This window comes from Pantoea alfalfae, from assembly GCF_019880205.1.
GTDB classification, from domain to species: domain Bacteria; phylum Pseudomonadota; class Gammaproteobacteria; order Enterobacterales; family Enterobacteriaceae; genus Pantoea; species Pantoea alfalfae.
The window spans coordinates 48,660-73,841 of record NZ_CP082294.1; the positions used below are offsets into that span (position 1 = coordinate 48,660).

Genomic DNA, 25,182 nt, shown 5'->3' on the forward strand with positions numbered 1-25,182 from the left:
TTTTTAGTATCGGCCATCCTTATCATTTCACCTATCATTCCCGCGCTGAAAAGATAAGACGGATTTTATTAAAGATACTAAATGGAGGTGTAAATGAAACTTACGTTTATGACATTGTTGTCTCTTTTCTCCTGTTGTGTAGCCGCGGAAACGGTTGGATACCGGGCTGAAATCGTCTATTTTAAAGCCGTTCCAGCAAAAGAAAAAGAAGCTAACGTGCACTATGAAGATGGCTATCTTATTGTTAAATATGGCTATATTTTAAAATCAGGTGATTATGCGACCATAAAGGACCAGCCTGTCGACCAGCTGATTAATTACAGCGGAAAAATTATCACACCCGGGTTCGTGGATACGCATGTTCATTATCCTCAAATCACCATGATCAGTGAATATGGTAAACAGCTTATTGGCTGGCTCAATACCTATACCTTTCCAACCGAAATAAAATTCCGCAATCATCACTATGCGTAACAACAGGCATCTGAATTTCTTGATCAGCTTGTCAACAATGGCACCACCACGGCACTGGTGTTTGCAACCAGTTCGCCAGCCTCCGTTGATGCATTTTTTGAGCCGGCAATAAAATGAAGTGATTGATAGCGTGAAGTCACGTCTTCAGGTGCAGAAAAGGCCGAGGGGCAGCGGCCTTTTCAATAATAATCAGCAGAAGACATCATGGCCGGTATAAACCGCTAACCGCCAGTACAAGGGTCATCACTGACCGCAATAATCCACGCATTATTGACTAAAAGGTCTGATTTTTTGACAGAGTCACAGCAAGTTGTAAGGGAGTAAAAAGAAATCAATCATATCAGCGGGATGAACGCGTCGGAGGACCGGCACCCTCTCATTCAGTACCGGCTTACACACAGGCTGTCCACTTTTTCTGTGGATAACTTGAGCCCGAATCATGGGCGTTCCGCTTTTTTATCGTTCTATGAGTCAGCAACATCCGGGGCCGCGTGCTGTTCCATAAATTCCACCATCGCACCTTTATGCGCATCCACATGACGGATATAACGCATCAGTGTCTCCGGTTTTTTCCAGGTGCCTTCCTGCATGATCCGGGCGATAGGATAGCCTTTATCAGCCATATCCTGAGCTGCGCCCACCCTGGCGCTGTGGCCACTCCATCCGGTATAACGATTTTTGTTAGCCTTCACTGCGCCGCCTTTTCCAGCAGTATGCCATGCACGGTCAAAGATCTGTTCCAGTGCCCGGGTGCTTATCGGCTTTGCTGAAATCATTGCCCGGCCAGATCGGTGTACAGCAGTAAACAGAAAGGCATCAGGCTGGCCGGATAGCCCGGCTGCATCGATCCACTCTTCCAGACGCTGAGTTGAACGGGCACTGAGCGCCTTGATCAATCCGCCGGTCTGCACAATCGTTTTTGTCCACGCCACATCCAGAATGATACGACCATCACCGGCACGCATCACATCACGCACCCGCAACCGTGACAGTTCACTGATACGCAGTAGCGTTGCATAGGCGACATGCAAAAAAGCCAAATCACGAAGTGCCTGAAGGTTATCAGAACCTGACCACTGTTTATCCAGTTCCATCAGGTCGGACAGCCTGAAAGGCACCGCCTGGCCAGCGCGCTCACCCTCCATCACGGCCACACGATTTATCTTCTTCATCGTACGATAAACCAGTGGCGAGAGATTGGGCACCGGCAACCCGGCGTTACGGTGTAACATCGAGATTAACGCAGCGTGTGAAGTGATCGTCGAGGAGGCCCGGCCGCTTTCAGCCAGAAAAGAGAGATAGTCGCGCAAATCCTCTGCACTCATTGGCAGGAAAGTACGCTGATTATCTTCTGACCACTGATTGCAGATTCGCATGACGCTAAGCAGCTGTCGCCAGGTATTGGGGGAAAATGCCTCTTTGTCCTGAACGAACTGCCTGAGCCGTTCGGTGATATCACTATTCCGGGTCACCGTCAGATGGGTTAACGGCACTATCTCGCTCATTTTTGCTCACTTATCAGTCAGAAAACGCGATGATCGCGCTACGTGAATTCTGAGAATTCATCAGGGGGATAACCGGTCAGAATTTACGTAGCGTTGCCATTTTGCAGGGTGATCTTTGCTGCTCTATATCATAACCCGACGACTTTCCTGTGTCATGACTTCGTATAAGAACAATTATACGAAGCCAGGTTAAGGTGCCGGATTCAGCCCGGTTTTGACCTGATTGACAGACGCTCAAATGGGTAGGGCAGTGAGACGTCCGGAACAACAGCCCACCCTGGGTTGATGAAGAAGCGGTTATTTCTGGCAAGGCATAAAATGAATAATTGAAGGAAAGTCTGAATAATGATTCAGTGAAATGGTGAAATAGTGACCTGATAAATACAATTTGATTAAAGTCAGCACTTCCAGTGCGCGGAGTATGGCGAAAAGGAAAGAACGTGAAGTGAAATTAACAGACCATTGAAGGTTGAAACTTTTATTATGTAAGCAGCCAGTTTAATTTAAAGATAATTGAAGGACCCTAAATGAAAATACCGTCTACCAGATCCGTTTTAGAACGCTTTGCTTACTGAATTTCTGGAATGGAATCTCCACATGCTAACCCGGCTATCATCCTATGAACAGTTCTTATTCACGTTATCCGGGAGCATATCTGCATCCTGAATCAGAATAAAAAACTAAATACTGACTTCGCAAAGATTTAAATATCAACTATTAGCGATCATACGTTATCTTCCAGCCTGAATAAAAAGCAACGTTGATGCTTTTTGTCAGATAATTTATCGAATGAGACTGATAATTAACTTATTATCGAAAATTAATTTCTGGCAAGGTAACGGGCATTTCTTCCTGATGCGTTATTAAATTTTTCATGACTGCGTCTGAGTTAAGTCACAGAACGCTGTCATCACCAGGATAAAAAGAGGATATCTCATGAAAAAAACGTTATTGTCACTGTGCCTATTTGGCCTGTCCTGCGCACCGGCTATCACGCTGGCTCAACAGCCTGTGACCTGTGTTAAAGCATCTGAACAGGATGTTGCCAGCCTGTTTGATACCTGGAATAATACGCTGGCAACCGGCGATGCCACTAAAGTCTCTGAATTATATGTCAGCGATGCCGTGCTGCTGCCAACTATTTCAAACCATGTGCGCCTGACAGACCAGGAACGCATTGATTACTTTAAAGACTTCCTGAAAAAAGGCCCGAGCGGTAAAATTGATTCCCGCACCATCCGAATCGGCTGTAATAAAGCGATTGATGCCGGCGTTTATACTTTTACCTTCAAAGATAATTCGCACGTCACAGCACGTTATACTTTCACCTATGTCTGGGATGGCAAGGGCTGGAAGATCTCCACTCACCACTCTTCAGCTATGCCAGAGCCAGTGAGCCAGCCTTAACAACCGGTGTGGCAGGATGAAAACCAGCTTCACAATGCGAAGCTGGTTTTATTAATTCCGCCATTTCAGAATTTTAGATAACTGCCGATTTTTCCTGGCAAAAAATTATTTTATGGTGTAATCCCTTAAAAAAATTTCACACCTGAATTCTTGTGATTACCTTATAAGGCTCATTGGTACTAAAACACTTAACCCCATTATCATGGTTCGGTTAACATTAATAAATGTTATCGCCAGACGGCGCTCGACTGCATTATCAGCCTGAACACCGCCGCTGCGTCATATTCATCTATCATCAATATGCTTAATCACCGTTGCCGATCTGCCAGATAAATGTCGGATCGTTGCCATTTACCTCCCAGTCACCCACATTGCGGATTTTGTAGATCACCGGGTTGTGTGATGACACTGTGCGGGCGTTGCGCCAGTGCCGATCCAGCGCCTTGCTGACGCGGGTATCGGACGCGCCCAGCGCATTGAAGAACTCCGTGGCAGCTCGCGTCACTAGCTCCACCGCGACTACCTGCGCCCGGGCGGACTCCACCTCTGCCTGAACGTTCGCCGCGTGAAGCTCCGCTTCATTCGCACCGCTCAGTTGCAGTTCAAATGCCCGTTGCAGTGAGTGGGTCGACCGATCAACGGCGGCTTCAACGGCCCAGATCCAGCTGCTGATCTGACCGACCACCTGCAGCACCTGCACATCCTGCTTAACCTGAGGCGCATTGCCGTGGCTGTACATCCGTTTACGCTGCGCGACCCCCTGTGACGCATCGCGTACTACGGCCCGGCCTATACCCGCCAGCGTGGCTAATAACACATGCTGATAAAATGCGGTCTGATAGCGAAAGCGCTCACTGAAATCATAAACATGCGGCTGCTCCACGCGGGCATGATGAAAGCGTGTGGTGCCACTGCCGGTCAGCCGCTGCCCGAAACCATCCCAGTCATCATCACGTTCCACCTCTTTCTGATGCGTGTTCACCAGCGCGATGACGTCCCGGCCGTTGTCAGTCCGCTGTGCATAGACATCAATCCAGTCCGCATAGAGCGTGCCGGTGCTGTAAAACTTCTCACCGCTGATCCGCCATTCTCCCTCTGCCGGTGAGACATGGGTGTTGACCTCACCCAGCTTAACCGCTCCGATTTCACTCCAGCCACTGCCCACCAGCTCACCATCTACGAAACGGCGGAACCAGCGCCGCCGCTCTTCACTTTCTGGCTGGTTCAGGCGATCCTCAATAAAAGCGAAGTGCGCACGCAGCGCCTGTGGCAGATTCGAATCCGCTTCAGCCAGCGCGGTCAGCAGGGAAAAGAGCTGCGGCAGCGAGACGCCGAAACCGCCTTCTTCTTTAGGGATACGCAGGGTGCCAAACCGCGCCTCCTTCAGCCAGCGGATCGGCTCATGCAGCAGAGTACGGTTGATTTCACGCGCGGCGGCACCTTCAGCAATACGGTTGAAGAGGGGCCGGAAATGTTCGGTCAGCGCGGCAAATTCAGTATGGGTTAAGTCAGACATGTTCTTCTCCTGTTGCAGGTTGTTCATCAATGTCCTGTCGGGTCGGTTCAAACCGGATAATCAACAGGAAAATAATGGGGATAAGGGCGGCGAGAGAGACGATCCAGAACATGTTGGTGCCATAACGGGCCTGCAGAATGGGCAGGATAAATAGCGCCAGCGCACTGCCGATGCCGGAGAGCGAGCGACTAAAGCCCACGCCGGTTGCACGAATGTGGGTCGGATAGGATAGCGCCGGATAGATCATCAACTGCGCGCCGGGTCCAAATCCTTCGGCAAACAGCCAGAGTCCCAGCATCAGTACGGCAAATACCACGCCGATAGTCGCCTGCGGATGACCGATCAGCGCCAGCGAGATTAGCGCGATAAACTGCAGCGCAAAACCCGCAATCGCCACATGCCTGGAGGGAAATTTCCATGCCAGTCGCATCCCCAGCAGACCGCCGGTAAAGGCGAACAGCGCGTTCAGCCCCAGTGAGGCCGAGATGGTTTCAAACACGCCCGCGCCCAGAAATTGCGCCAGGATAGAGGGCAGGAAGAAAGCAATGGCGGTGTACTCAAAGGCGATACAGACGTTCATTACTGCGCTGACGATGGTGCGTTCAAGGTATGGCTTCTGAAACAGCACGCGGAAACTCACCTTCGGGGCCGCTTTCACGGTTTCGGTTTTTTCGGGCTGCTCTTCATGCGCAGTAATGCCGTAGGAGTCGCGCAGAATACGAACTGCTCCGCTCAGGTCTCCCTGATTGGCTGCCCACAGCGGTGACTCATTCATAAACTTGCTGCGTACCGCGATAATGAGCAGGGCCGGTACCGCGCCAAACAACAGCGAGGCGCGCCACAACCAGTCGATGTGTTCTGCAGGTAGCAGGAAATAGAGCGCAAAAATAATAAAGAAGCAGGCAGATGACGCGGCATACCACATCGGGCACCAGGCGGCGAGGCGCGACGCTTTGTTCCCTTTGCCGGAGAATTTAGAGAACTCCGCCAGGTAGGCCATGGCAACCGGCAGATCGATTCCTACCCCGATTCCCATCAGAAAACGCGCGCCAATCAATACCCAGACGTTGGGCGCCAGACCCGCAGCTATCGCAGAGACCACAAAGAACAGCATGTCCGCCATAAACACCGAGTAGCGGCCATATTTATCGGTCAGCCAGCCGCCAACCAGGTTACCGACGATGGTGCCGATCATAATGGAAGAGGTCACCAGTCCGGTCAGCACCGGGGTTAAGCCAAACTCTTTCACCACATCGTCAATACCATAAGAGAGCGTGGTGAGATCGTAGGCATCAAGAAATACACCGCCCAGCGCCAGGAACACAATCCAGCGGGCGTAGCTGTTTTTCTCGGTATTACTGTTGATCAGCCGGGCTACATCACTCACCGAACGAACCGGCGTGGAGTGGGGCGGCGGGGCGGTCAGGGTGTTGTCAATCTCTAATGTACTCATCATATCCTCGTTATTATATTCAGCAGGTAACGAGGGTTTTATAGGCATTCCCGGCTCAGTAAACAACCAACAAATAACGATAACTATTTCAGTATATTCAATAAGTTAATCATTAAAACACGACGACGACAGACGCCGGATGAATAGCAGGATTCATCCGGTACGAATTAAAGCATTACTCTTTTCCTGACCTGAAATCGGCGCTTTTCTCAGCCGTTAATAAATCTGTTAAGCGATGACTGAGACTATTAACCGGCAGATTTCATCCTGATATTTCAGCGCTATTTACCCGAGTTTCTGCGTCAGCGTTACGACGATAACCGGCACCCGGGTGCGGCAACGCCAGCCGCGGCCCCTGGCCAAATAACTTTTCACGCAGCGTACCGGGCTGATACTCCTGCTTGTAGACGCCACGCTTTTGCAGTTCCGGCACCAGCAGTTCCACCACGTCAGTAAAGGTTTCGTGCGTCACGGCGTAGGCGAGGTTAAAACCATCGACGTCTGTCTCTTCGACCCAGCTTTGCAGCTCATCGGCCACCGTTTCGGCGCTGCCCACCAGCAGCGGACCAAATCCGCCAATGCCCACCCAGTCTGCCAGACCCTGCACCGTCCATTGGCGGTTGGGGTCGGCGGTGGAGAAGGTCTCAACCGCCGACTGAATGGCGTTGGTGTGCAGATGTTTTAGCACCTGATCCGGCTGATACTGCCCGAAATCGATACCGGTCCAGCCTGAGATCAGCGCCAGCGCGCCTTCGTAACTGACATAGCGTTTGTACTCCTGCCATTTCGCCTGCGCCGCCAGGTCGGTTTCACCCACAATCGCCGTCTGCAGATTGAAGATCAGTATGGAACGGGGATCGCGTCCCGCCTCAGCGGCCCTGCGGCGAATATCTGCCACAGTTTTCTTCAGCAGTACTTTCGACGGTGCCGCGACAAATACACATTCAGCATGCTCTGCTGCAAAGGCTTTCCCGCGGCTGGAGGCTCCGGCCTGGTATAGCACCGGCGTGCGCTGCGGTGACGGCTCGCAAAGATGAATGCCCGGCACCTGGAAAAACGTTCCCTGATGGTTAATCGGATGGATTTTATTGGGGTCGCTGAAAATATGACGTTCACGATCACGCAGGACAGCGTCGTCTTCCCAGCTTCCTTCCAGCAGCTTATAGATAACCTGCAGATACTCATCGGCGTAGTCGTAGCGCGCATCGTGGTCGGTCTGAGCCTGATGCCCGATATTGCGCGCACCACTTTCCAGATATGAGGTGACAATATTCCAGCCAATACGGCCTTTGGTCAGATGATCCAGGGTCGATATTCGCCGCGCAAACGGGTAGGGGTGTTCAAACGACAGCGAGGCGGTCAGGCCAAAGCCCAGGTGTTCCGTCACCATGGCCATCGGCGTGATTAACGCCAGCGGATCGTTTACCGGTACCTGTGTAGCCTGACGGATGGCGGCATGGTTATTACCGTTGAGCACGTCATAGACACCCAGCACGTCAGCAATAAACAGCCCATCAAATTTACCGCGTTCCAGCAGGCGGGCTAAATCGGTCCAGTACGCCAGGTCTTTGTACTGCCATGAGCGGTCGCGGGGATGCGCCCATAAGCCGGGTGACTGATGACCGACACAGTTCATATCGAAAGCATTCAGGCGAATTTCACGTTGCGATGACATAGCGACTCCTGAGCGGATACGGCAATCGCTTGCCGCCCACCTTTTAATGTGTGTTTTATAAGGAAGATTCAGTAGGTGAGTGAGTCGGGACATCGCTCGCTGAAGGGTAGCGGCGGGGCGGCGAGGAGCTGTCGTGCAACGGACTCGGCATGTTCCGCCACCTGCGGTAATCCCATCAGCTCGCCAAAACGACCCCGTGCGGCAGGCCCGGCAACATACAGTCCGGGATTAGCTTCACCGTTCACATTCAGCGTCTGAGACAGCGCATTAACCTGGATCCCCAGCGCCAGCGAGTCAGGCTGGATCACGCCATCGCCATGGAGCTGACGCAGCAGCGCATTGCTGTTAAGCAGCGCGTTGTGTGCAGGGCCGGTGGTGACAAGGACTTTCTCCACCTCCAGCATGTGTGATTGCGCACCACGCAGGCGCAGCGTCAGCCGGAGCGTTGCGCCACCCGATTCAGCGGCGATAAGGCGCGCCGCCAGCAGATTCAGCTGACCGCTGGCCTGCTGCTGGCTGAGAACCTGGCTCACCTGTGGCGCAATACGATAGCGATGAACATCCCACCAGGGACGGAGATGATGCAGAAAGCGCTGCTGCTCGTGCAGCGACAGACTCTGCCAGATGCGCTGACCGTTACGGCGAATATCATCCAGCACCAGCTGCCAGGGCAGATTCAGCGCCGCCGCCTGTTTAACTTCCTGTCGCACACGATGCAACCAGCCGCGCGCGGTAGCAGGTTGCGGCTGACTGAAATCCAGGGCGTAAGTCTCATTGTTGCCACTCAGATTGGCACGCGGCAGCTGGCCACGACGGGAGAAGACGGTAATCTTTCCACGGTGCTGCTGGCGATGCAGCGAGGCCACCACGTCAGACATCGTCAATCCTGAACCGATAATCGCGACCCTGTCGTCAGGAGCCACCTGAGCCAGCGCATCGCGCTGCCAGGGATTAGCAATCAAAGCCGGATGGCCCTGTAGCGGCTTCAGCAGAGCAGGCAGATCCGGTGGGGGATGGCTGATCGCCAGCACTACCTGATCGGCATGAATTTGCTGCCCGGAGGCCGTGGTCACCACGCCATTCTTAAAGGCAACCGCTCTGTCACGCAGATGACTCAGTTTTACCGGCGAATGCTGCTGCTGATGCACAAACTGCGCATTGACCCAGCGCCCGAACTCACCACGCTGCGGGTAGACGTTGTCGTCATGCCACAGTGCCTCCGGGTCGTTGTTAAAAGCAGGAGAGGCGCGATAGTCGCAATCAAATGCCCCTTCTTCATCACCGGCAAGCTGCATTCTGGTGGCCGGCACATTAATGCGGTGAGCTGGATCGGTGGTGCCGTATGCCACGCCCTGCGCCAGCTGCGCGCGGGGTTCAATTACCGTCACCTGCAACCCCGCCTGGCCAGCCCGGGCCAGATGGATCGCCAGCGCGGTGCCGGTGAACCCGCCGCCGATAATGACAATCTGCTGTTGTGACATAAGCGAGCCTTTTTCCTGTTAACTGACTAGCTGGCGCTGGTCTGTTTAGCCGGGCGACGGTCGCCGCCGATGGTTTCACCAAACGGACCGGTGTTGACGCTGCGCTGTTTCTTTTCGGCGTTGGCGGCCAGCGGCAACAACGGCATTACCAGCTCAGCAAAGCGGTGTGCCTCTTCAAGATGCGGATAGCCGGAGAAGATAAAGTTCTCAATGCCCAGTGCCTGATACTCCCGGATGCGATCGGCAACCTGCTGCGGATTGCCGACCAGCGCAGTTCCTGCACCGCCGCGCACCAGGCCAACGCCCGCCCAGAGATTGGGACCGATGCGCAGGCTCTCACGCGACCCCTGATGCAGGGCACTCATCCGCGCCTGACCGGTGGAGTCCATGCGGGCAAAGATTTTCTGCGCGGCGGCGATAGTTTCTTCATCCAGGTGAGAAATCAGCCGATCGGCCGCCGCCCAGGCTTCCTCTTCCGTTTCACGTACTATGACATGCAAGCGGATGCCATAAGAGAGCGTACGGCCCTTCTCCTGCGCCCGCTGACGAACCACCGCCAGCTTCTCCGCGACCTGTTCAACCGGCTCGCCCCACGTCAGATAGGTGTCGATCTGATTTGCCGCAATATCGATAGCTGCCTCCGACGAACCACCGAAATAGAGTGGCGGACCGTCTTCCTGCACTGGCGGGAAGAGGATCTCAGCGCCTTCCACGCGAATATGCTCACCTTCAAAGTCTACCTTCTCGCCTTTCAGCAGGCGGGAGTAAACCTCAAGAAACTCTTTGGTCACCTGATAGCGCTCTTCATGACTCAGGAAGATGCCATCACCTTTGTTCTCCACCGGATCGCCACCCGTGACCACGTTGATCAGCAACCGGCCGCCGGAAAGACGGTCCAGCGTTGCCGCCATGCGCGCCGCCAGGCTGGGCGGTTGCAGGCCGGGACGCACGGCCACTAAATAGCGCAGCTTTTTGGTGATCGGTGCCAGTGCCGAGGCGACCAGCCATGAATCCTCGCAGCTTTTACCGGTCGGGATTAACACACCGTAGTAGCCCAGATTATCTGCCGCCAGCGCAACCTGCTGTAAATAGGGTAAATCGACTGCTCTGCCGCCTTCGGTGGTACCCAGATAGCGCCCGTCGCCGTGAGTAGGCAGAAACCAGAAGAGGTTGGGATTTTCCTGTGTCGCATGGCTCATTAGCAGATTCCTTTATAACGATATTCGAATTTATCACATAGGGTTAATCCCTTTGGTTATATAGCCCTAAGCAGGATGCGTGCCAGTGCGGTTAAATAATTTTATTTTTAAAATTCAATGATTTATCATTTTGATGGCAGATGTTAATCTGCTGCATTCGCAACAGAAGGAGTTGTACTCTGCTGCATCGGCAACAACCTGGTGTGTTTCAGCTCTCGTTTCAGCGTCAGCGGCGCGGTATGGTCATGACTTTCCTGCTCACCCGGTAAAAAAGATGCAGATAGCCAGCCCTGAGTTAATTGACCCCGCATCACGCGCCTTTAAAAGCGTGCTGGATCAGCTCGCGCCCACCGATGCAACCGTATTAATTATTGGCGAAACCGGCACCGGCAAAGAGGTGATGGCGCGCTACCTGCATCATCACAGTGCGCGCAGCCGACAGCCTTTTCTGGCCGTTAACTGCGGCGCACTTACCGAGAGCCTGGCGGAGTCGGAGCTGTTTGGTCATGAGAAAGGCGCCTTTACCGGCGCACAGGATAAACATCGTGGCTGGTTTGAGGCGGCAGAGGGCGGCACGCTGCTGCTGGATGAGATTGGTGAGCTAAGCCCGTCGCTGCAGGTGAAGCTGCTACGCGTGCTGCAGGAGCGTGAGATCACCCGCGTGGGATCCTCCAGGCCAGTAAAAGTCAATGTGCGGGTCATTGCCGCGACCAACCGGGATCTGGTGATGGCAATTCGTGAGCGGCGATTCCGGGAAGACCTTTACTATCGGCTGAATGTGGCCAGCGTCACACTGCCGCCGCTGCGTCAGCGCTGCGAAGATATTCCGGTGCTGGCCAGTCACTTCCTGCAGCTCTATGCGCGCCGTCTTGGTCGTCCTCAGCTTCGCCTCAGCGATGAAGCCATGACGGTGTTGATGAACTACAGCTGGCCGGGCAACATCCGTGAACTGGAGAACACGCTGCACAACGCCGTGCTGCTCAGCAAAACCTCACTGGTCACGCCCCAGCAGCTGCGGCTAAGCCCTCTTGCGGGGAGCGATCTGCCGCAGGGAGAGGAGGCACTGGATCAGTTTTTACGCCAGCAGATGCAGCAGAGTGACACGCCGCTCTATCCGCGGGTAATTGCTGCGCTGGTAAAAAATGCGCTGGAACTCACCCAGGGTAATCAGTTACAGGCGGCCGCGCTGCTGGGTATCAGCCGACATACATTGCGCACGCAGCTGGGGCATCTGGGGGTGATTAAACCGCGCCGCGGTTCAGTGCGTCAGCGCGATGCTGCTCCTGGTCAGCAGCCTGAGCGGGAGCGGGAACTGCGTATTGGTTATCAGAAATTTGGCAACCTTGGCATCCTGAAAGCCCGCCAGTCGCTGGAACAGCAGCTGGCCGGGCAGGGCGTCAGCGTCATGTGGAGTGAGTTTCCTGCGGGTCCCCAGCTTCTGCATGCGCTGAGCAATAAGGAGATCGATTTCGGAACTACTGGTGAAGTCCCCCCCTTGTTTGCACAGGCCAGCAATAGTCCGATGGTCTATGTCGCCTGGGAACCTGCCGCCCCGCAGAGCGTGGCGCTGCTGGTTCCGAAGAGCAGCCCGGTTCAGCAGATTGGCGATCTCCGGGGCAAACGCATCGCCGTGAATCGCGGTTCCAACGTTCACTATCTGTTATTGCAGATTCTGGATGAGGCGGGTTTAGCGCTGGATGATGTGCGCATTGTCTATGCCCCACCTAAATATCCGCTGACGCCCAGCGATCTCAACGCGGTGGATGCCTGGATGATGTGGGATCCGTTACTCAGCGATGCGGAGAACAGCGGAGAGTTCAGGGTAATTGCGGATGGCACTGGCCGGGTCAATAACCATCAGTTTTACCTGGCTGAGCGCGGATTTGCGACGCACTCTGGCGATCTGTTACAGGTTCTGCTTAACGCGCTCGAGCAGACCGGCCGCTACATTGATGCGCATCGTGCTGAAGCTGCCGGGCTGCTCTCCACGGAACTCGGCATCTCTGCCACCTCACTGATGCACGCCTTAGCCCGGCGCAGCCATCAGACCCAGAGAATGAACCTGGCCATTATCCGGGAACAGCAGACCATCGCGGACCGCTTCTATGCGCTGGGGTTATTCAGTCGCGCCATTCGCGTACGCGAGTCGGTCTGGCATCCATAGCGTTTTTTTAGCTAAGCATCGAACATTTCATCGCTAAGCGCTTCAACCCGCGTTTGTTATGTTGCGCAGACAACAAACAGACTCAGGAATGAGAGATGAAACAAGTTTTACTCAGCGCTTTGATTATTGCCGCCCAGGCGGGTTTCGCGTTCAACACCCAGGCAGCAGAGAAACCCGAGACAGTGAACATCGGTTTTCAGAAAGCCAATATCTTTGCGCTGCTGAAGTATCGCGGCACGCTGGATCAGGAATTAAAAAAGCAGGGTATTGCGGTGCACTGGATTGAGTTCCCGGCCGGACCGCAGATGCTGGAAGGCTTAAACATCGGCAGTATCGATCTGGCCGCTACCGGCGACGCGCCACCGACATTCGCTCAGGCAGCGCAGGCCGATCTGGTTTATCTGGGACACTCGCCTGCTAACCCTAAAACCGAAGCGATTGTGGTGCCCGCAGACTCGCCAATTAAAAGCGTGGCGGATCTCAAAGGCAAGCGTGTGGCGCTGAATAAAGGTTCTGACGTTAACTATCTGCTGGTCACCGCGCTGGAGCAGGCAGGGCTGACTTATAAAGACATTACGCCAGTCTATCTGCCACCTGCGGATGCGCGCGCCGCTTTCCAGCGCGGCGCGGTAGATGCCTGGGTCATCTGGGATCCCTACTACGCCGAAGTGGAAACCAACGCCCATGCGCGGCTGCTTAAAAATGCCGAAGGGCTGGTGCCGCACTACACCTTCTACCTTGCCAGCCGCAAGTTCGCAGAAACTTATCCTCAAATCGCCACTGAGGTGGTGGATGAGCTGGGTTCGCTGAGTCAGTGGGCTAATCAAAATCAGGAAGAGGCAGCAAAAATCATGTCCACCTCAACCGGTCTGCCGCAGCCGATCTGGCAGCGCGCCCTGGCAAGGATGCCGTTTGGCGCAGAGCGGATGACGCCAGACGTCTTCACCCAGCAGCAGGCGCTGGCAGATACCTTTACCCGGATTGGTCTGTTGCCGGTGAAAGTCGATATCCGCAGCGCGACGTGGTCGCAGGATAAGAAGTAGGCAAGCATCAGGCGAATATTTATCCGGATAAGCTTCGTCTGACATCTGATAATCAGTCTCTCTAAATAGCAACAGGCGGCCTTGCTAATCTCTTTCCGGTAATAGGTCCGTAGCATTACAGCAGGGTGAGGATAAGCAGAAAGGCGGGGAAGACAAAAGGGAATTTAGCGAAGCGGTGTTTATATTTCATAGAGTTACACGATGTTAATGTTAGCAGCCTGCTTCATAATCTGTTCTACACTTACGCATTCAATTACGCCCGTTGATTGAAAAGCAGCATCACGAAGAGGGTACGCGTCAGCAATGCATCATGCAGTCGCCACCCTCAAAACTGATCATGCCCGTGAGGTAAACATTATGAAAGCAGTTGTCTATAACGGACCTTTTGACGTTTCAGTCAAAGACGTTCCGGATCCGAAAATCGTTCGTCCCACCGATGTGATTGTCCGTATTACCACCACCAATATCTGCGGTTCTGACTTACATATGTACGAAGGGCGAACCAGCTTCGAGCAGGGTCGCATCTTCGGCCATGAGAATCTGGGCCAGGTTGTTGAAATCGGTAGCGGTGTAGAGCGGATTAAAGTCGGTGATTATGTCTGCCTGCCCTTTAATATCGGCTGCGGCTTCTGTGAAAACTGCGAGAAAGGGTTAACCGGTTACTGTCTCACGGCAAATCCGGGTACGGCCGGTGCCGCCTATGGCTTTGCGGAGATGGGCGAATGGGAGGGTGGTCAGGCGGAGTTACTTCGTGTTCCCTTTGCTGACTTTAACTGCCTGGTACTGCCGCCGGATGCGGCAGAAAAGGAGGAAGACTACGTTATGCTGTCCGACATCTTCCCTACCGGCTGGCATGCCACGGAGCTGGCAGGATTACGCCCTGGCGAGAGTGTTGCCATTTACGGTGCTGGCCCGGTTGGCTTAATGGCGGCACATTCGGCCATGATTAAAGGCGCATCACAGGTCTTTGTGGTCGATACCCATCCTGACAGACTGGCGTTAGCCGAACAGATTGGTGCAGTGGCGATCAATGGCGTGGGCGATGAGGCGGTCAATAAAATCCTCGAACTCACCGATGGGCGCGGCACGGATTGCGGTTGCGAGTGCGTGGGTTATCAGTGCTGCAATAAACATGGCCATGAGGACAACTCCGCCACGCTGAACAGCCTTGTTGCATCAACTAAGGCCACGGGCGGGATTGGTACGGTAGGCGTTTTTGTTCCTCAGGATCCCGGCGGTGCAACTGAGCTGGCTAAAGAGGGTAAAGTGCCGTTCGATTTTGGTACGTTCTGGTTTAAAGGTCAGTCAATGAAAACCGGCCAGTGTAACGTGAAAGCCTACAACCGCCAGCTCGCCAGGCTTATCCATCAGGGCAGAGCTAATCCGGCGCAGATCATCTCACATCGTCTTGCACTGGCAGATGCTCCCGAAGGCTATAAGCATTTTGACGATCGTGATAATGGCTGGACAAAAGTTATTCTGAAACCCTGAATCGTGAGCCATAGCCGCATAAGCCACATTCAGGCGGAAATGAGAAGGAGAACTAAAAGCCTGTCTGTGGTTTGATGCTTTCAGCGTGTGTTATGACTCTTATGAGAAAGAGGCGAGGTGAAAGCGCCGGGGCGTTTTGCAAATCAAATCGAACGGCTCTTTGCAGAATGATTTAGCGTTTAGCTTTTTTGATAAAGAACACATCAGTTTCAACGGGTTCTGAACATGCCGTGGCTGATTAACAGTGCCTCATGCTGATACGATAAAACGCTGTCAGGTAGCCCTGGAGGGGTTATGTCATACATAGTTTTGCGATACCCGTGCCCGCACAGAGGCGCTGAAAAGCGATCCCATTGCCATTGTTAAAGCAGGGAAGGGTTATCCGGTCGCAATACTCCACCAAAATCAGCCTGCATTTTATTGCGTCCCGGCAGAGCTTTACGAACTGATACCTGATGCCCTTGACGATAATGAACTGGTTAAACTGGTCCACGAACGCAGCAACCAGCCTCTGCTTGATGTCGTTCTGGATCAGCTTTTGTGAGTTATATCTTCGATACTCAATCGCATCAGTAAGATACGGCTGGTTCGTGTTTTGCAATGGTTCGGGCTTGTAACTGCTATTCAACACCGACAAATCCACTGTTTTAGCCGTCCGATCAAGGTCATAGGCAACCTGAATTCGAAGCTACATCTCAGGTGTACTGCCGATAACAGCAGCCAGTTTGATAGCCATCTCAGGCGTTGCAGCGGTGATACCAGAAACCATTCCTGATGCTGTAGAGGGTGCAATAGCCAAAGCACGAGCCAACTCCCTGATTCCATTGTCGAGATCTTCCATGATGTCGGAAATAACTTCACCTGCGTGTGGGGGATTAGGCATTGTCTTTAGCGATAGTCCTCATAATTTAGAATCCAGGCGTTACCGTTTTTAAACTAAAAGTAATGCGCCCCTTTCCCGTAACAATTATGTATTATTTAACATAATTAGTATTATGCGCTCTGTTTTCAGGCTTGAATTACACCTGGTTTTGCTAATCTACCTTCAACCCTATCGCTGCCTCCACACCTTGAGCAATCTTCCTCAATGTCCTACCTTCAATCAGCGCCCAAACGCCTCACAATCACACTCGTCCGATCTACCGGAGGCCCAATGAGCAACATTAGCAGCCCCAAACCCTATAGCGGCACCCTGTTTTTCGATGTGAATGAAACCCTTTTGTCCACTACCGAACTGAACCATGCTGTCGCGCAGCGGCTTGGCAACAGGCCGGAGCGCGCCGAGGCCTGGTTTACCTCACTGTTGCATCATTCACTGGTCGAGTCAGTGACCGGCAGCTGGCACAGCTTTGGTGATATTGCCGAAGCGGTACTGAAGATGACCGCTGCGCGTTACGGCGTCACTCTGCCAGCTGACGCGACGCCGCTGGCTGACATTATCGCCGCCATGCCCGCCCATCCTGACGTTGCCGCAGGACTGACGGCCCTGAAGCAGCAGAGTTTTACGCTGGTTGCGCTGACCAACTCCTCTGCCGCGCTGGCTGAAAAACAACTCAGCTCAGCCGGACTGGGACCGCTGTTCACTCGCATTCTCAGCGTGGAGGAGGTTCAGATTTATAAGCCCGACCTGAGAGTTTATCAGTGGGCAATGGAGGAGATGGGCAAACCCGTGTCTGAGTGCATGATGGTGGCGGCGCATGGCTGGGATGTGGGCGGCGCAAAACGGGCAGGCATGAAAACTGCCTTTGTCAGGCGTCACGGACAGGTACCTTATCCGCTGGCACCTGCACCTGATTTGATCGTCAGCGATATCCAGGCGCTGGCCGCACAGCTTAAACTGCCCGGCTAAGCATAGTGCTCAGTGATTCCCGGTAAAACCCAGGCAGTCAGTCTGCCTGGGTCTCAAACGCCGCTCTGACCGCTTCCACGATGCGCCCGGACAGCGTCGTATCGTCCAGCACCGGAAACGCTTTTTTAAGCTTGCCAGAGATCTGCCAGCCATTTTCCTTCAGCGAGCGAATAATGCGACTCGCGTCCTGATCGGGCATTTCAACGACGTCCTTCAGACGCTGCTGTGCACGCTGAAATATCACCAATACGCGCGCTTCATCAGCCATCTCTTTTCTGACGGTATGCTCTATAACTTTGCAGGTATAAAGCACATGCTCGGTTAAGTCGGGATAGCGCCAGGCGAACCGGGCATCCTCATACTCGCTGAAACTGAAGTTGCTCAGCGTGTCATCTTCATAGGTTTTCAGTTCGCCAAACCGATAGCAGCCCGCATAGCGCCGCATCAGCCGTTTCGAGAACACGTCCAGCGTGCGATCGTAGCCGACCCGAAAATCCATCGAACTGGTGATGGTGGCTGAGACCGGCAGGATGACCCCATCCGGTATCGCTCCGTCACGAATCAGCGTGTCATTGATTAAAAATCGGTGGATGCGGCCATTGCCATCACGCATCGGGTGGATATAGACGAAGCCAAACGCAATAACCGCGGCACGGGCCAGTGGCGCGGCACCCCGCGTCGCCAGGTCAAAGGCTTTCAGGCCCTGCATGAAGCGAGGAACATCATCATAGTGCGGCGCAATATAGTGGACGATATCCTCACGCATTGTCGACTGCCCGACAAACACGGGTGAGCGGCGCAGGCCCAGTCCCAGTGCGTCCTGGCCAAGAATGCCCTGCTGTATGGTATGCAGGCTGCTATCACTGAGCGAATCGTCAAGCTGTCCGCAATACTGCGCAATAACGTGAGCAAACCGCTGAATGCGGTCGCCCTGATCCGACTCTTTCTCAATGAGAAAACTGGCGCGCGACTCTTTAAATGTCAGCCAGCTGGCAGTGCGCATCAGAATGTCTGCGCCAAAGGCGTTATCCAGATCGTTTAAGGCATCATTGAGATCGAACGTAAGCGCCTGCTCAACGGCCGCGGTCCTGCGTACCAGCGGGCAGAAATCCACCGATCCTGGCAGGTTATCATTGATGCGCCAGCGTCTGACGCGCTTTACTGTCGTTCGGGTCAGATAGGCTTTGGATGAAATGGCCTCAATATAACCTCCATTGGTGACATCCGGTACCTGCAGCGTGTTGCCGGTCAGCCATTCATAGAGAAAGCCAGCCCGTCGCGCATACTGTCCGAACGGCTCCTGACGGCACCACGCCTCCAGCGGTTCCGGGCCGACAGCGGTAAACAGGCGGGCAAAAAACTCCAGGTGAATCTCTTCGTACTTGAGACCAAAGGCAAAGTGACCGGCAAAATCATCTTCCGGTTGATAGCCAGGTGGATAATGATTTTCAACCTGGCCCTGGCTGTCATGATGAGAGCGTACCGTTCCAATAGCTGACTTAACGCGTAATGGCTGCGCCAGTTGGATAGCATAACGTTCGCGCAGTGCGCTAAAGCCGACCAGCATAATGAATCCTTTATCCGTTGCCCGAAAACGATAACAAAAAGGATTTTTAACACTAAAACGCTAATATGCCTATCATGGCGACATTAATTTTTGCCCGAAAACAATAATAACAATGATTTATGATGCGGAAACGCTAACTTATCTGTTCAGGGCTTAACCACAATGCACAGCAGCCCGATAACAATAATCGCTACGCCCGCCAGGCTATGCCAGCTGAACGCCTCATGGAATACCGGCACGCAGACCGCCACCAGCCAGACCAGCACGTAACTCAGGCTGAGCAGCGGATAGACCCGATTCAGCGGAAAATAGTGCAGCGCGCGAATCCAGCAAAGCATCGAGACACCATACGCGCCCAGCCCGGCCAGCAGCAGCAAGGCGGGCAGTATGGCAACAGCAGGCAGAGACACAATGCTGCTGGCATCGGGCAGCCGCGGCATCGCCCAGCGCATCATCAGCTGTGCCGCTGAGACCAGCAGCACGCTGCAGGCGACCCATCCATACCCTTTCATAGCTGACTCGCCATCAGCGCCACACCCGTCACCACCAGCAGCGTGCCGGCAATCTGGCGCAGCGTTAACCGTTCGCGCCAGAGGATGCGCCCGGCCAGCGCAACGAAAATGAAGTTCAGGCTCAGCATGGGATAGGCCTGACTCACCGGCACCCGCTGCAGTACCAGCAGCCAGAGGAGCATCGCAACGCCTAACAGCAGCACGCTCATGCCAATCCAGCTTAAGCGAATTCGGCGCGAAGTCGCGTGGGTCGCCTGTTTCTGGCACAGCTGCGCGCTGCAGCTGAGCAGACTCACCAGCACAATCAGCAGCAGCATTACTTCATCTGACCGTAATAGAGGCAGACCAGCCTGCCCTGACGATAGACCGCATCGGGCACCGGCACATCCTCACCGATATCGCTGTGCACCGAGTCGACCAGCAACATCAGCGACACGCTTCCGATACGGCGATGGTCAGCAAGCCAGCCGCCAAAGTCAGCCTGAGAGACAAAGCGGGACTGCGCATCCGGGTAGCTCAGCCCATATTCCAGCTCGCCTTTAGTGTCATAGAAACCGATATCGCTGCGTTGCAAATGCCAGGCTGCCGCAGAGGCTACGCCAGGATTGTCCGCCAGGATAAAGCGGCTGGAGGCCAGACGCGCGCTAATCGTGGCAACAAAGTGCTGCGGCTGTTTAGCATCGCGGATTTTATCCGGGATCGCAGCGCCAATAAGCAGTGCGACCCCCAGCGGGCAAAGTGCGGCCGCCAGCCAGCGGCGTTGTGAAGATCGACAACTGTATGCGCCCACCAGCCCCCAGATGAGAAATGCCATCGCGCCCAGTACCAGCTTCAGCATCTCATGCGTAGCGAACAGCGGATGATGCGTCACGCTCCAGGGCGCCAGCACCAGCAGGACCGTTGCCAGAGTAAGGATGCCGAAAATCAGGTTAAGCCAGCCATTGACCGTTAAAGCGCGCCCTGCACGCTGGGCGGCGTTCAGCCCATAGTGCGCCATCAGCAGCGACAGCGGCACAAAACAGGGCAGTATATAAGTCGGCAGCTTGCCTTTAGCCAGGCTGAAAAAAAGCAGCGGCATGACCGTCCAGCTCAGCAGAAAGAGCGCGCCCGGATGGTGCTGACGCTCGCGCCAGCCGGTCATTAATGCACCCGGTAACAGCGCCAGCCACGGCAGCGTGCCCAGCAGCAGAACCGGCAGGTAATACCAGAACGGCGCCTTGTGTTGTGCATTCTTTTCCGCAAAGCGCTGGATATGCTCAATCCAGAAGAAGTAGTGCCAGAAATCGGGAGCCTGATGATAAATTGCCAGCGCCCAGGGCGCGCTGATCGCTGCGGCTGAAAGCACCGCCACTGGCCCGAAGCAGAGCAGCTCCGGAAGTCTCTTTCGCCAGATCGCCCACGGCAGAATCGCCAGCACAGGCACTGCCAGCGCCAGAAAGCCTTTGGTCATAAATCCCATGCCGCAGGCGAGACCCAGCAGCAGATAGCCGCCCGCGCGCCCGGCGCGTCCGCTGGCCTCCGTCGCCAGCCAGAAGCTGCACATCCCGGCCGCCAGCCAGAGCATCAGCATGGGATCGAGCACTGCATAGGTGCCGACGCCATAGACCAGCAGCGAACTGAGGAAAATCAGGCTACTGACAGCGGCGGTGCGCGCCGAACCAAATATCCGCCTGCCGAGCCAGAAGATCAGCGCGGCAGTAATCGCCGTTGAGAATATCGCTCCTGCCCGCACGCCAAAGTTGTTATGACCGAACAGCCACTGACCCAGCGAATTGACCCAGTAGCCAGCAATCGGTTTTTCAAAATAACGCAGGCCGAAGAAGTGCGGCGTGACCCAGTTACCCGTGGCCAGCATCTCCCGACTGATCTCCGCATAACGGGTTTCATCCGGTTGCCAGAGGTCGCGGAACATCGGTGGGATCAGGTAATAGAGAACAAAAAAGCCGAAAAAAAGTAGCCACTTCGTGTTGTTATGTATCCGCACTAGTTCGCCTCTTCAGTCAGTTTCTGGCAGCCCAGCCACCCTTCCCGTCCGGGAATTTCGCCTCTGACGACCCTGCCCACCGGTAACGTGCTGAGATCATCGGGCAGCAGCTCGCCTAACGGACAGAACTGAATACCGTTACGTTCTGCAGCATCCAGCAGCTGGTCAAAGTCCGGGTAGCCGATGATCCCCTCGACTTCGGCATGTATGGTGTAAACCGCGCCCTCATCAGACGCGAGCATCTTCGCCAGAATGTAGTCGTTATAGCCTGCTGCGCTGACCTCGCGGCCAACCACTTCATCCCATGTGGGCAGCGTCACCGGAATCTGTACCGTGCCGATCTGCCCATCCGGCAGCAGAGGCCGGAACGGGCCGCTGCCCCGACAGTCGCTGTTGTAGTGAAAGCCAAAGTCCTGTTTGGCAGCGATGACCCGGCCATCAGCGCGCCAGCCTGCAACGGCCGAGCAGCTGACCGGGTGACCGAGGATTTCACTCAGCGTTTCGGTGCCGCGCGCTATCTGCTCAACCAGCTTGTCCTGCGGCCAGACGCCGGCCCAGGTCTGCCAGGCAAAGTGGTCCCAGGCATGCAGGCCGACCTCATGCTGACGGGTGGCGTCCTGCATGATTTGCCGCAGGCCGCGTCCCATCTGCTTTCCCGGCCAGGCCGTGCCGGCGAGCAGAATGTCCCAGCCATAGAGCGATGCAGCACGGGAACGCAGCATCTTCATGAGAAACGCTGGTTTCACCAGCCGCCAGAGATGACGGCCCATGTTGTCTGGTCCCACGCTGAAGAAAAAGCTGCCCCGCACCGCATGACGCCGGAACAGCTCAAGCAGCGCCGGCACACCCTGCTTCGTGCCGCGCCAGGTATCTACGTCAATCCGCAGACCAATCTTCTTCATCACTTATCAGCCTGTTGCTCGACGGTGCGCAGGAAGAAGTCGAGGGTGTTGTCGATAGTGACATCCATCGTGACGGTCGGTGTCCAGCCGAGCAGGCGACGCGCATTACGGATAGCCGGTTTACGGTGCTCCACATCCTGATAGCCTTTGCCGTAGTAGCTGCTGCTCTCCACTTCCCGGAAACCGGCAAACGGCGGAAACTGGCTGCGCAGCGGATGACGCTCGAAACTTTCCAGCAGTTGCTCGGCCAGCTCTTTGATGCTGGCTTCGTTGTCCGGGTTACCGATATTGATGATCTGACCATCACAATTCTGCTGCCTGTTTTCGATGATGCGGAACAGTGCTTCCACGCCATCCTGAATATCGGTAAAGCAGCGCTTCTGTTTGCCGCCATCGATCAGCTTAATCGGCGAGCCTTCTACCAGATTGAGGATGAGCTGGGTAATTGCGCGTGAACTGCCGATGCGTGCCGCATTGAGGTTATCCAGACGCGGTCCCATCCAGTTGAAGGGACGGAACAGGGTAAAACGCAGCCCCTCTTTTTCACCATATGCCCAGATCACGCGGTCCAGCAGCTGTTTAGATACGGAGTAGATCCAGCGCTGTTTGTTGATCGGCCCGACCACCAGATTTGAGCAATCCTCATCGAAGCTGGCATCGGTACACATGCCGTAGACCTCAGAGGTGGACGGGAAAATGATGCGCTTCTGATACTTCACACAGTCGCGAATGATTTTCAGGTTCTCTTCGAAATCGAGTTCAAACACGCGCAGTGGGTTACGGGTGTACTCAATCGGCGTCGCGATCGCCACCAGTGGCAGGATGACGTCACATTTTTTGATGTGATACTCGATCCATTCGGAGTGAATAGCGATATCGCCCTCAACGAAATGAAAACGCGGATGTTCCAGGAAACGGCTGATAGCGTCTGAACTGATATCCAGGCCGTAGACTTCAAAATGTTCATCCTGTAACAAACGCTCGGTGAGATGGTTACCGATAAAGCCGTTAACACCGAGGATCAGCACGCGGGTACGGCGTTGCAGCACCGACTGCGGCTGTGAATAGAGCAGCGCACCTGGCACCATGCCCAGGCTCTGCGCCAGCTGGCTGCCGTTCATATAGACGCCATGCTCAGACTGTCCGGTCTGGATTTCCAGTGCGCCTTCGCCACAGGCGATCAGGAATGGCTGTTTAGAGATGACAGTGCCCGGTTTTGCCTGCTGCTGCTGCGGATGAACCCTGCTCTTCCAGACGATAAATTTAACCGAACCGGCAAAGGCGAATGCCCCAGGCCAGGGATCGGTGACCGCTCTGACCAGGTTGTGAATTGTCTCAGCAGGCTGATTCCAGTCAATGCGGCCATCTTCGGCCGTGCGACCGCCCACGCGGGTTGCCTGGCTCTCATCCTGTGGCCACTCACTGACTTCACCCTGACGCAGGCGAGGCAAGACGTCGCTTAGCAACTGCTCTGCGGCCTGGGTCAGCTTGCGATGCAGCGCCAGCGCGTTGTCCTGAGCGTCAATGGCCACTTTCTGCTGCGCCAGAATATTACCGGCATCTGCGCGCTTCACCATGCGATGCAGCGTGACGCCCGTTTCGCGCTCGCCATTGACCAGCGCCCAGTTCAGCGGTGCCCGGCCACGGTATTTTGGCAGCAGGGAGCCATGCAGGTTAAAGGCCCCCTTCTGAGCGCATTGCAGGATCTCATCGCTCAGCAGATGGCGATAGTAGAAGGAGAAGATCATCTCTGGTGCCATGGTACGGATGCGGTCAAGCCAGATCGGATGATTCGCCTCATCCGGCGCATAGACCGGAATGCCGTGTTCTGCCGCCAGGCGGGCTACCGAGCCGAAAAAGTTATTTTCGGTCGCCACGTCGTTGTGCGTAAAAATGGCGGTGATCTCATAGCCTGCATTCAGCAGGGCATTGATGCCGACACAGCCCATGTCGTGATAGGCGAAAACAACGGTCTTCATGATTGAGTATCCTGTACTGAAGGCTCTTCAGGAGCCTGAACAATGCGTTGAACGAAATAGCGCGGACGCGCGCGAACGTCGTTATAAATGCGCCCGATGTACTCCCCGAGCAGTCCCATACCCACAAACTGGGCGCCGATAAACATGAACAGCACGGCAAACAACACGAAGACACCGTCACCCGCCCAGGCCGCACCAAAAAAGAGTCGCAGTACGATGAGCACCAGCGAGAAGGCAAAGCCGGAGAGCGCAATCAGGCTGCCGACCACGCTGAGCAGTCGCAGCGGCGTGGTGGTCAGGCAGGTCACCAGGTCGTACATCAGATTGATCAGCCGCATAAAGCTGTATTTCGAATCGCCAAAAGCCCGTTCGGCATGGATCACCGGCAGCTCGATGGTGTGACGGGCAAAGGTGTTGGCCAGAATCGGAATAAAGGTGCTGCGTTCGTGGCAGTTGAGCATCGCTTCGACGATATGGCGGCGATAGGCGCGCAGCATGCAGCCGTAGTCTCCCATCGCTTTGCCGGTAACCCGCTGAATCAGGCGGTTAAGCGTGCGCGAGGCCTTGCGACGGAACCAGGTGTCCTGGCGGTGTTGCCGGACGGTGCCCACCACGTCATACCCCTGACGCGCAGCCTCGACCAGCCGCGGGATCTCTTCCGGCGGGTTCTGCAGATCGGCATCAAGGGTAACAATCAGATCGCCACGGACCTGGCTGAATCCGGCCATGATGGCGGAGTGCTGCCCGTAGTTGCGGTTGAGCAGCACGCCGGTTATCCGGCTGCCGGGAACGGTAGCGGCCTGTTCAATCAGTTCGGCAGAGCGGTCACTGCTGCCGTCATCCACCAGCAGAATTTCATATTCAAGGTTGAGGGCGTCGCAGGCGGCGCGGGTGCGCTGCAGCAGCTCAGGCAAACTCTCCTGCTCGTTATAGACCGGGATCACCACGGACAGCACATTGATCGGTTTGATATCGCGCATC

21 protein-coding genes are annotated in these 25,182 nt (G+C 54.9%); 7 read left to right on the top strand and 14 right to left on the bottom strand.

Features of this window, described 5'->3' with window-relative positions:
* Window positions 1–93: 93 nt before the first annotated feature.
* The gene (locus K6R05_RS19770) at window positions 94–474 is read left to right on the top strand and encodes an amidohydrolase family protein (RefSeq protein ID WP_222925703.1); all 381 of its coding nucleotides are present in this window, start codon (window positions 94–96) and stop codon (window positions 472–474) included.
* 464 nt (window positions 475–938) lie between these two features.
* Here K6R05_RS19770 and K6R05_RS19775 read toward each other — a convergent pair whose 3' ends face one another.
* A complete protein-coding gene (locus K6R05_RS19775; protein ID WP_222925704.1) occupies window positions 939–1,979 on the bottom strand; it encodes a tyrosine-type recombinase/integrase in 1,041 nt (346 codons plus the stop codon).
* 936 nt (window positions 1,980–2,915) lie between these two features.
* On the opposite strand from K6R05_RS19775, the gene K6R05_RS19780 reads away from it, so the two are divergent.
* Window positions 2,916–3,386 carry an SgcJ/EcaC family oxidoreductase gene (locus K6R05_RS19780; protein WP_161736457.1) on the top strand — a complete coding sequence of 157 codons (471 nt, stop codon included), beginning with the start codon at window positions 2,916–2,918 and terminating at the stop codon, window positions 3,384–3,386.
* A 304-nt stretch (window positions 3,387–3,690) separates the two neighbouring features.
* Here the strand turns inward: K6R05_RS19780 and K6R05_RS19785 are convergent, their stop codons facing one another.
* From K6R05_RS19785 to ssuD, 5 genes are all read right to left on the bottom strand, one after another.
* A complete protein-coding gene (locus K6R05_RS19785; RefSeq protein ID WP_222925705.1) occupies window positions 3,691–4,902 on the bottom strand; it encodes an acyl-CoA dehydrogenase family protein in 1,212 nt (403 codons plus the stop codon).
* The gene (locus tag K6R05_RS19790) at window positions 4,895–6,355 is read right to left on the bottom strand and encodes an MFS transporter (protein ID WP_222925719.1); all 1,461 of its coding nucleotides are present in this window, start codon (window positions 6,353–6,355) and stop codon (window positions 4,895–4,897) included. The genes K6R05_RS19785 and K6R05_RS19790 overlap by 8 nt, the downstream gene beginning before the upstream one ends.
* 262 nt (window positions 6,356–6,617) lie before the next feature.
* Window positions 6,618–8,030, bottom strand: coding sequence for an LLM class flavin-dependent oxidoreductase (locus tag K6R05_RS19795; protein WP_222925706.1), 1,413 nt, complete (start codon window positions 8,028–8,030; stop codon window positions 6,618–6,620).
* 68 nt (window positions 8,031–8,098) lie between these two features.
* The gene (locus K6R05_RS19800) at window positions 8,099–9,511 is read right to left on the bottom strand and encodes an FAD/NAD(P)-binding protein (protein WP_222925707.1); all 1,413 of its coding nucleotides are present in this window, start codon (window positions 9,509–9,511) and stop codon (window positions 8,099–8,101) included.
* 26 nt (window positions 9,512–9,537) lie between these two features.
* On the bottom strand, window positions 9,538–10,710 hold the full coding sequence (ssuD, locus tag K6R05_RS19805; RefSeq protein ID WP_222925708.1) for an FMNH2-dependent alkanesulfonate monooxygenase: 1,173 nt from the start codon (window positions 10,708–10,710) through the stop codon (window positions 9,538–9,540).
* 274 nt (window positions 10,711–10,984) lie between these two features.
* Between ssuD and K6R05_RS19810 the strand changes: the two genes are divergently transcribed.
* The 4 genes from K6R05_RS19810 to K6R05_RS22220 all read left to right on the top strand — a co-directional run bounded on the left by K6R05_RS19810 (window position 10,985) and on the right by K6R05_RS22220 (window position 15,952).
* A complete protein-coding gene (locus tag K6R05_RS19810; RefSeq protein ID WP_161736452.1) occupies window positions 10,985–12,874 on the top strand; it encodes a sigma-54-dependent Fis family transcriptional regulator in 1,890 nt (629 codons plus the stop codon).
* A 95-nt stretch (window positions 12,875–12,969) separates the two neighbouring features.
* Window positions 12,970–13,917: a sulfonate ABC transporter substrate-binding protein gene (locus K6R05_RS19815; RefSeq protein ID WP_161736451.1), complete on the top strand. Its 948-nt coding sequence runs from the start codon at window positions 12,970–12,972 to the stop codon at window positions 13,915–13,917.
* A 357-nt stretch (window positions 13,918–14,274) separates the two neighbouring features.
* Window positions 14,275–15,408: a glutathione-independent formaldehyde dehydrogenase gene (locus tag K6R05_RS19820; protein WP_222925709.1), complete on the top strand. Its 1,134-nt coding sequence runs from the start codon at window positions 14,275–14,277 to the stop codon at window positions 15,406–15,408.
* Between the two features lie 337 nt (window positions 15,409–15,745).
* The gene (locus K6R05_RS22220; RefSeq protein WP_262390936.1) at window positions 15,746–15,952 is read left to right on the top strand and encodes a type II toxin-antitoxin system Phd/YefM family antitoxin; all 207 of its coding nucleotides are present in this window, start codon (window positions 15,746–15,748) and stop codon (window positions 15,950–15,952) included.
* 144 nt (window positions 15,953–16,096) lie between these two features.
* Here K6R05_RS22220 and K6R05_RS19825 read toward each other — a convergent pair whose 3' ends face one another.
* On the bottom strand, window positions 16,097–16,291 hold the full coding sequence (locus K6R05_RS19825; protein ID WP_309568533.1) for a HigA family addiction module antitoxin: 195 nt from the start codon (window positions 16,289–16,291) through the stop codon (window positions 16,097–16,099).
* 270 nt (window positions 16,292–16,561) lie between these two features.
* On the opposite strand from K6R05_RS19825, the gene K6R05_RS19830 reads away from it, so the two are divergent.
* A complete protein-coding gene (locus K6R05_RS19830) occupies window positions 16,562–17,257 on the top strand; it encodes a haloacid dehalogenase type II (RefSeq protein ID WP_222925710.1) in 696 nt (231 codons plus the stop codon).
* Window positions 17,258–17,294: 37 nt separating this feature from the next.
* On the opposite strand, the gene K6R05_RS19835 is transcribed toward K6R05_RS19830, so the two are convergent.
* The 7 genes from K6R05_RS19835 to arnC form a co-directional block, all read right to left on the bottom strand.
* Window positions 17,295–18,824, bottom strand: coding sequence for a Fic family protein (locus K6R05_RS19835; protein WP_161736625.1), 1,530 nt, complete (start codon window positions 18,822–18,824; stop codon window positions 17,295–17,297).
* A 146-nt stretch (window positions 18,825–18,970) separates the two neighbouring features.
* Window positions 18,971–19,336 (bottom strand): 4-amino-4-deoxy-L-arabinose-phosphoundecaprenol flippase subunit ArnF, encoded by a 366-nt coding sequence (gene arnF, locus K6R05_RS19840; protein ID WP_161736624.1) that lies wholly within the window; start codon window positions 19,334–19,336, stop codon window positions 18,971–18,973.
* Window positions 19,333–19,653, bottom strand: a complete 321-nt coding sequence (gene arnE, locus K6R05_RS19845; RefSeq protein ID WP_222925711.1) for a 4-amino-4-deoxy-L-arabinose-phosphoundecaprenol flippase subunit ArnE — start codon at window positions 19,651–19,653, stop codon at window positions 19,333–19,335. The genes arnF and arnE overlap by 4 nt, the downstream gene beginning before the upstream one ends.
* Window positions 19,653–21,320: a lipid IV(A) 4-amino-4-deoxy-L-arabinosyltransferase gene (gene arnT / locus K6R05_RS19850; protein ID WP_222925712.1), complete on the bottom strand. Its 1,668-nt coding sequence runs from the start codon at window positions 21,318–21,320 to the stop codon at window positions 19,653–19,655. The genes arnE and arnT overlap by 1 nt, the downstream gene beginning before the upstream one ends.
* Window positions 21,320–22,222, bottom strand: a complete 903-nt coding sequence (gene arnD, locus K6R05_RS19855; RefSeq protein WP_161736621.1) for a 4-deoxy-4-formamido-L-arabinose-phosphoundecaprenol deformylase — start codon at window positions 22,220–22,222, stop codon at window positions 21,320–21,322. Before arnD ends, arnT begins: the two co-directional genes overlap by 1 nt.
* Complete coding sequence (arnA, locus tag K6R05_RS19860) at window positions 22,222–24,201, bottom strand: bifunctional UDP-4-amino-4-deoxy-L-arabinose formyltransferase/UDP-glucuronic acid oxidase ArnA (protein WP_222925713.1); 1,980 nt, start codon at window positions 24,199–24,201, stop codon at window positions 22,222–22,224. Before arnA ends, arnD begins: the two co-directional genes overlap by 1 nt.
* Window positions 24,198–25,181 (bottom strand): undecaprenyl-phosphate 4-deoxy-4-formamido-L-arabinose transferase, encoded by a 984-nt coding sequence (arnC, locus tag K6R05_RS19865; RefSeq protein WP_222925714.1) that lies wholly within the window; start codon window positions 25,179–25,181, stop codon window positions 24,198–24,200. The genes arnA and arnC overlap by 4 nt, the downstream gene beginning before the upstream one ends.
* Between the last annotated feature and the right edge of the window lies 1 nt (window position 25,182).